This window comes from Dietzia sp. SYD-A1 (assembly GCF_015356725.1).
Classification (GTDB): Bacteria; Actinomycetota; Actinomycetes; order Mycobacteriales; family Mycobacteriaceae; genus Dietzia.
The window spans coordinates 1-278 of the sequence record NZ_JADDKI010000713.1; the positions used below are offsets into that span (position 1 = coordinate 1).

The window sequence follows — 278 nt, forward strand, 5'->3', positions numbered from 1 at the left end:
GCTCGTCGGGGATCTCGGCCAGCCGGCAGGCGGTGTCGATGGCCAGCTGTTCGGGCAGCAGGCCCCGGTCGACGGCCTTGCGCAGCAGGGGCAGGCGGGTGTGGATCTGGGTGCCGGCGGTGACCAGGCGTGCGGCGTGCCAGCAGGTCAGGGACATCGCCGCGGCCAGGTGGTCACGGGCCCGGTCGGCCGGGTCCAGGCGGGCGAACGCCGGCCGCGGGCTCGCCCCGTCATCGTGCGCTGCCTCATCCAGCCGCGCCATCGCCTCGACGAGGTGA

General features: G+C 75.5%; 1 pseudogene. It reads right to left on the bottom strand.

The features are described 5' to 3' along the window. Positions 1-262: pseudogene (locus tag IY392_RS18920) on the bottom strand (HNH endonuclease); the annotation flags it as partial. Positions 263-278: the final 16 nt, after the last annotated feature.